Raw genomic sequence first — 6,673 nt, forward strand, 5'->3', positions numbered from 1 at the left:
ATTTAAGACTAAAGACTGCTCACCCCTGCGGCTCGGCTAGCTGCTCTTCTTGCTTGGTTGACCACGCATTGATAAGTGCTTTGACCAAAGAAGCTAGCGGAATGGCGAAAAACACCCCCCAAAACCCCCAAAGCCCACCAAAAAACAACACAGCAACAATGATGAAAACGGGGTTTAAATCTACCGCTTCTGAAAACAATAAAGGCACTAAAACATTCCCATCAAGCGCTTGAATAATGCCGTAAACGATGAGTATCGTCCAAAATTGCGTTTCTACACCAAACTGAAACAGTGCAACAGCAGCAACTGGAATAGTCACCAACGCAGCACCGACAAATGGAATTAGCACAGAAAAGCCAACTAATACCCCTAATAATGCAGCGTAACGTAAGTCTAAAATAGTAAAAGCAATAAAGGATACTGAACCCACTATCAAAATCTCAAACACTTTACCGCGAATATAGTTCATGATTTGCTGATTCATTTCATGCCAAACTTGTAAAATTAGACGCCGTTGCTTAGGCACTAACTTCGCAACACTTTGCGTTAGTTCAAGCTTATCTTTTAGCATAAAAAAAACTAATAGAGGCACAAGGATCAAGTAGATCAACCACGCTGCGACATCTTTAAGCGACGTCAAAGATGCAGATAAAGCAATTTGACCAAACTCAATGACTTTACTTTCTACACTCATTACCACCGACTGCACTTGCTCAGCCGTTATCAAACTAGGGTACTGATCCGGTAAATGTAATAAAAAGTACTTCCCTTTTTCAATCATATGAGGTGATTCTTGAAGCAAGTTACTGGCTTGCTGCCAAAGCACTGGGCCCATTCCCACAATCAAAGTAAGCATTAACCCTGTAAAGGCTAACATAACAAAAATAGTTGCCGTGAATCGCCTTAATCCAAGCCGCTCTAAATGTGCAACGGGCCAATCAAGTAGATAAGCAATGACTAAAGCAACCAAAACAGGAACAATCAATGAACCAAAGAAGTAAAATAGCGCCATTAATGCGACTAATAAAAATAACAAAGTAACCGAGTGAGGGTCTGAAAATTTTCTTTCGTACCATGCTTTTACATATTCAAACACGATGTGGCTCCACCATTAACAGCCCGAGCTGTTTTTGTAATTGGTAATGATAATTATGCTTTTGCAAAAAACGTTCAATATCCGATGTTGATTGCTCAAGCGTTAACGTAAACTTAATCGGCTGTTGATTAAAGTTTGCCTGTTTTAAACCCAACTTGAAATGAATAAACTGTTGTGGGCATTTATATACGCGCAAATCTTGTTCTAACATAACTTCTCACTGGACAAAAATAAGCTCAGAATGCGATTATCTCTCACTTACTTCATTGTATTTTAAATCAACTGCAACTTTTTCTTAAAACCCTCTGCACAATGGTTTATCCTTAATAAATATATTGTAGTAAGGAAAGCCCCATGCCAGGCACGAATAATAAAGCGCTACTACCAAGTAATCCAACATTAAAAGATATCAATTGGTATAAAAAACAAATAAATTGGGGAGAGCTACCGCCTTTTTATCATTTAGTAGCCTCTTCTGTGAGTGAGTCTGAGGGCATATTAGAACATGGTTTTGATAATGCCGTTAAACGTTTAATCGATAAGCGTAACTGGAACCTCGATTTACTCGGCGGCCATGAAGATTCATTGGGGGAAATTCACTGCGAAAATAAACCCCGCATTGCACTGCACCAAATCTTCACAGACAGAGGTTTTGAGTTATGGGCGCTACCTTATGCCAAAGATGTTACGATTGACCAATATATTAAAGATAATCGTTTCATGGAATTTAAAGTATGGGACCCTGTTACCATGCGTAACTTAATTCGCATAAACCAGCTACATAAATTCATTGGCTTTTATTTTGAGCGCGGAGACACTGCCGACAAAGCCTTAATTCTTCATGCACACAAGACCGTGCATAAAATTGTCAATTTTTTACAAAGAGAATTGAACGTTGTAAAGCTTGATGGAGTCACAATAAAAGATTTTTACCAATTATGTGAAAAAGACAGCCGTGCTTGCAGTGACGAAATTGACATAGCAAGAATTATGCTCGGCGATACAACCAGCAAGGAATAAAATGCGAATAAAATCAGCCTTTATCACTTTGGCTCTCGCGCTTATCACCTCAAGCGTTTTGAGCAGTGGGCCATTAAAGGCACAAACTAACTTTAAACTCCCTGATTTAGGCACCTCAGCATTACAAGCTTTACCACTTGAAAAAGAACAAGCAATTGGTGAAGTTATGATGATGCAAATTCGTGGCTCATCACCTGTTGTTAGTGATCCGGTGCTTGATGAATATTTATCAACCTTAGGAAGGAAGTTAGTAGCAAATGCAAGCGATGTCAGATTCCCGTTTTCATTTTTTTGGATTAACAACCCAGAAATAAATGCATTTGCTTTTTATGGTGGTCATGTCGGTGTGCATACCGGCCTGATGGCACAATCGGATAACGAAAGCCAATTTGCATCAGTATTAGGCCATGAAATTGCTCACGTCACGCAGCGCCACTTAGCACGTCGTATTCAGCAGCAACAAGATAACAGTGCCATGACTATTGCTGGCATGGTTGCGGGTATTTTAGCAACGATTGTCGCACCTGATGCTGGTATTGCTATCCTTTCGGCCAGTCAAACTCAAGCTGCATTTAGTCAATTAACCCATAGCCGCTCGGCGGAACAAGAAGCGGACAGAATTGGTATGCAAACCCTCAATAACGCGGGGTTTGACCCTTATGCCTCAAGTGAGTTTTTAACAAAGCTTGCAGCACAAATTCGTTATAAATATAAACCACCGGCATTTTTACTTACTCACCCATTACCAGAGTCAAGAGTATCTGATGTGCGCCTGCGTGCGCAACAATTCGAAAAGCGCCAACACCCACAGAGCCTCGAATTTAACCTCGCTAAAAGCCGTGTTATAGCGCGCTATCACCATAAACCTGTTGATGCAGAAAACCTATTTAGAAAACTGATTAAAGAAAATACCTTCTATAATAGCACCGCACTTAAATACGGCTTAGGTATTAGTTTGTTAGACCAAAAAAAGTATGCAGAAGCGGCCACCATACTTGATGAACTAATGGCAGCTGATCCTAAAAACTTATTTTATATAGATACGCACACTGATTTATTAATAGGTCAGGGGAAAGCTAAAGATGCCGTTAATTTTTTAGAAAGCCTGCATGACAACCGGCCTAATAATCAAGTTATTACCTTAAATTATGCTAATGCAGCACTGGAGGCTAAGCAATATGCTTTAGCTGAGCGTTTGCTAAAATCATTTTTACTTGAAAAACCAGAGCATAATTTAGCAAAGCAATTAATTACCGACGTTTATAAAAAGCAAGAAAACCTTGCTGCCTACCATGAAGCAAACGCTGACGTGCTTGCACAATATGGCGCTTACCTAAAAGCGGCAGATGAAGTACAAAAGGCACTAAACTTTGTTGAACCTCAAGAAGTAATAAAACAACAACGTCTTAAGGCTTTGTTAACGCAATATAGGCAAATGCAAAAAGAACTCGCGAGACTTTAAGTCTCGCGCCTCTTACCTTAAAATACCACCACTTTAAATATTTGGATTTTTACTATGGCTGTTACTATTTATCATAACCCACGCTGCTCTAAATCTCGTGAAACCCTTGCTTTGCTAGAAAAAAATTCTATTGAACCCGAAATAATTGAATATCTAAAAAACCCACTCAACACTGAGCAAATTTCCACACTAGTCAAGTTACTTGAGCTTGATTCTGCACGCGACATGATGCGTACTAAAGAAGATCTCTACAAAACCTTAGCACTTAAAGCGCAGACCAATGAAGAAGAATTAATAAAAGCAATGGCTGAAAACCCTAAGCTTATTGAGCGTCCCATAGTTATTAATGGAAATAAAGCAGCGATCGGTCGCCCACCTGAAAACGTATTAAGTGTACTGTAATGCAGCCAAACATCGTTGTACTTTATCACTCCAGCCATGGCTCTGTTGCAGCCATGGCTCATGAAATTGCTGATGCTATAGAATCACAAGGTGGTGAAGCCCTATTAAGAACATTTGTAGCTAAAAACCCTGAAGATATTGTCATTGATAAAGATGAACTGATTCAGTGCGACGGTTTAGCTTTTGGCACTCCAACTCGTTTTGGCATGATGGCTTCTCAAGCAAAAGCGTTCTGGGAAACCACCAGCGATATATGGCTAAAGGGTCAATTAATAGATAAGCCAGCGTGTGTGTTTTCATCATCCAGTAGTATGCATGGGGGCAACGAAGCGACTTTGTTAAATTTATCACTGCCATTGCTGCATCACGGTATGATGCTTTTAGGTGTTCCATATGAGGTGCCTGAGCTTTTAGCAACACAATCGGGGGGGACTCCTTATGGAGCCTCCCATGTTGCTGGAGCGAGTAATAGTAACCAATTAAGTAAAGACGAAATCAAAATATGCCAAAGTGTTGGCCATAGATTAGTTAAAATTACGAGTAAACTAAAATGACAACCGAAACCGAACACCCTGTCAGCCCAGAAAAGAAAGCGATAACACAGCGCTTTCAGCGAATCGCTTTATTTGGCTACTTTGGACTTTTGATACTTATGCCTATCTGGCTTTACCTAATCGCACCGCGAGAAGGCCACAGCAATGGGTTTATTTTTGTTGTGTACATAGTGCCATTGTTATTGCCATTAAAAGGTATATTACAAGATAAGCCTTATACCTATGCGTGGGCCAACTTTATAGTCATGTTCTACTTTATCCATGGTTTTACTTTAATATGGGTTGCTCAAGAACAAATGATATGGGTGCTGCTAGAGCTATTATTCGCAAGTGCCATGTTTGTCGGCTGTACCTATTACGCCCGCTATCGTGGACAAGAATTGGGACTTAAAATACGTAAACTCAAAGATGATTTAGCTGACGAGAAAGCATCTCACGAGCAAAATCGCTAAAGTGTTTTATGAGTTAAATAAAAACCCGCTATTCAGCGGGTTTTTTGATGAGTTAGTTAAACTAAGTCACTAAGGGTTGTTAAGGCGACAATACTTGCCAAACCTAATTGTGCTATCAAGCTTATAAATGAGAAAAACCGTAATATAAATAACCCCCAAGGGTGCTTCACTGCAGGGTACAATGCACAGCGCTTAAGGCTCAGCGCAAAGAAAAAGCACACAACAGATAACATGGTTAAACCCAGTGTAAGTTCACTTTTAATAGCAACAGATTCATCAAAAAAGAAAAATAATTGCAATGGCAAAAGAATTGTCACGAGCGCATGCAAACCATGTACTTTTTTAATGCGATCAAACTGCCCTTCAGGCGAAAGTTCTTTAATACCAAAATCTCGCTCTAGGCATTTAACCAGCGAGGTAGCTTTAATGCTTACGGCTAAACGGTAGCAACTTAATCCATCTTTGTTACGTACACGAAAATCAAAACCCGATTTTAATAAAAGCACCATTAACGGTTCATTTTTTGCTAAAACTGCATAGTGTAATGCGGTGTTACCTAATTCATCACTCAGTTTTTTATCTTGTTTATCGATTAACAGTTGAACTAAATTTACATACCCTTTCTCAACAGCCCACATAAATGCCGTTTTCTCACTTTGATCGCTCAAAGTTCCCGTTGCCCCTTGCTCGATAAAGCGCATCGCCATTGTTTGTTTAGCGCTGCTAGAGCTCAAATGAGCCAGTAATGCTTGCTCGAGTAAGTAAGCAGAATCAACATCAGGCGATACTTGGGTTAATAAGGTAAAGTAATCCTTACCGCTGGCCACTTTTTCGGCCGCTAACTTACTTAATAACTCACTATCACTTACTGAAGCTGGAATGAATTGACTAAAACGTTCTCTAAAGTCGACTTCTTTCCAAATTGCTAACGCATCCTCTGCACTAACTTTGCTACCCGCATTGAGCACATGCTCAATAACTGTAAAATAACGCTTTGAAAATAAATGACTCAATAAAGTCAGAGGCGTATCAACCTGTGCTTGTACTGCAACACTGGCATATTGCTCTAAGCGTTGACACATAAGCAAAACAAGACTCTCAGCCGTGTATTCATTTTCTAGGTAATGGTTCTTTGCTGCTGTGATGTAAACCTGGGCCTGCTCATCGTACTCGCTAATATGTTGAAAAAAGCACTCTTCAAACGGTTCAAGTGGTGAAAACCAAGTAAGGTAATAAATAGGAGGTAATACTGTGGTGCAAACGCCATCATTTTCTTCTGTTGAGCGACATGAAGGCCACGCTTCTAGAGCGTCCAGAATAAATGCCCCGTTTTGCTCAATAAGTCCTTTGACTAACAACGGGTATTCTTTAGGCCAAATGAGTACATTTTCCATTAAATCAACACAACTCCAGTGTTTAAAATGCAGGGTAAAAAAGTGAGTGCATAGTTATAGCAAGCGAAAACTGACACTGCGCTTAATATCAATTTTATACTTAAGCATTTATTAAAAGTCAGCTTAAATACGAAGGCTTATTCTATCATACCTTGATCACCGCGCTAGACTAAAGAGTGTGAATTTAAAAGAATATACCCAAACCACCTCAAGGTGCTAGTTTCAGTTGGAATTAAAAACGTTTTAGGCAAGGCATTGATTGCAAGTAATAGTGGTTCTATTGTTAAAATCAA

At 39.6% G+C, this 6,673-nt stretch carries 8 protein-coding genes; 5 read left to right on the forward strand and 3 right to left on the reverse strand.

What is annotated here, in order from left to right; genetic code table 11:
* Window positions 1-19 precede the first annotated feature (19 nt).
* Both CSC79_RS11160 and CSC79_RS11165 read right to left on the reverse strand, forming a co-directional pair.
* Window positions 20-1,096, reverse strand: coding sequence for an AI-2E family transporter (locus tag CSC79_RS11160; RefSeq protein WP_099295891.1), 1,077 nt, complete (start codon window positions 1,094-1,096; stop codon window positions 20-22).
* Window positions 1,089-1,307, reverse strand: a complete 219-nt coding sequence (locus CSC79_RS11165) for a hypothetical protein (RefSeq protein WP_099295892.1) — start codon at window positions 1,305-1,307, stop codon at window positions 1,089-1,091. Before CSC79_RS11165 ends, CSC79_RS11160 begins: the two co-directional genes overlap by 8 nt.
* A 143-nt stretch (window positions 1,308-1,450) precedes the next feature.
* Here CSC79_RS11165 and CSC79_RS11170 point away from each other — a divergent pair, with 143 nt between their 5' ends.
* From CSC79_RS11170 to CSC79_RS11190, 5 genes are read left to right on the forward strand one after another with little or no spacing between them, the layout of a single operon-like run.
* Entirely contained in the window at window positions 1,451-2,116 is a 666-nt protein-coding gene (locus CSC79_RS11170) for a hypothetical protein (RefSeq protein WP_099295893.1), read from the forward strand.
* 1 nt (window position 2,117) lies between these two features.
* A complete protein-coding gene (locus tag CSC79_RS11175) occupies window positions 2,118-3,578 on the forward strand; it encodes a M48 family metalloprotease (protein WP_099295894.1) in 1,461 nt (486 codons plus the stop codon).
* 54 nt (window positions 3,579-3,632) lie between these two features.
* A complete protein-coding gene (arsC, locus tag CSC79_RS11180) occupies window positions 3,633-3,980 on the forward strand; it encodes an arsenate reductase (glutaredoxin) (protein ID WP_099295895.1) in 348 nt (115 codons plus the stop codon).
* Window positions 3,980-4,534, forward strand: a complete 555-nt coding sequence (wrbA, locus tag CSC79_RS11185) for an NAD(P)H:quinone oxidoreductase (protein ID WP_099295896.1) — start codon at window positions 3,980-3,982, stop codon at window positions 4,532-4,534. Before arsC ends, wrbA begins: the two co-directional genes overlap by 1 nt.
* A complete protein-coding gene (locus CSC79_RS11190) occupies window positions 4,531-4,986 on the forward strand; it encodes a DUF2069 domain-containing protein (protein ID WP_099295897.1) in 456 nt (151 codons plus the stop codon). Before wrbA ends, CSC79_RS11190 begins: the two co-directional genes overlap by 4 nt.
* 56 nt (window positions 4,987-5,042) lie before the next feature.
* On the opposite strand, the gene CSC79_RS11195 is transcribed toward CSC79_RS11190, so the two are convergent.
* On the reverse strand, window positions 5,043-6,380 hold the full coding sequence (locus CSC79_RS11195; RefSeq protein WP_099295898.1) for an ankyrin repeat domain-containing protein: 1,338 nt from the start codon (window positions 6,378-6,380) through the stop codon (window positions 5,043-5,045).
* Window positions 6,381-6,673: the final 293 nt, after the last annotated feature.

The organism is Pseudoalteromonas sp. 3D05 (assembly GCF_002723455.1).
In the GTDB taxonomy this organism is placed as follows: Bacteria; Pseudomonadota; Gammaproteobacteria; order Enterobacterales; family Alteromonadaceae; genus Pseudoalteromonas.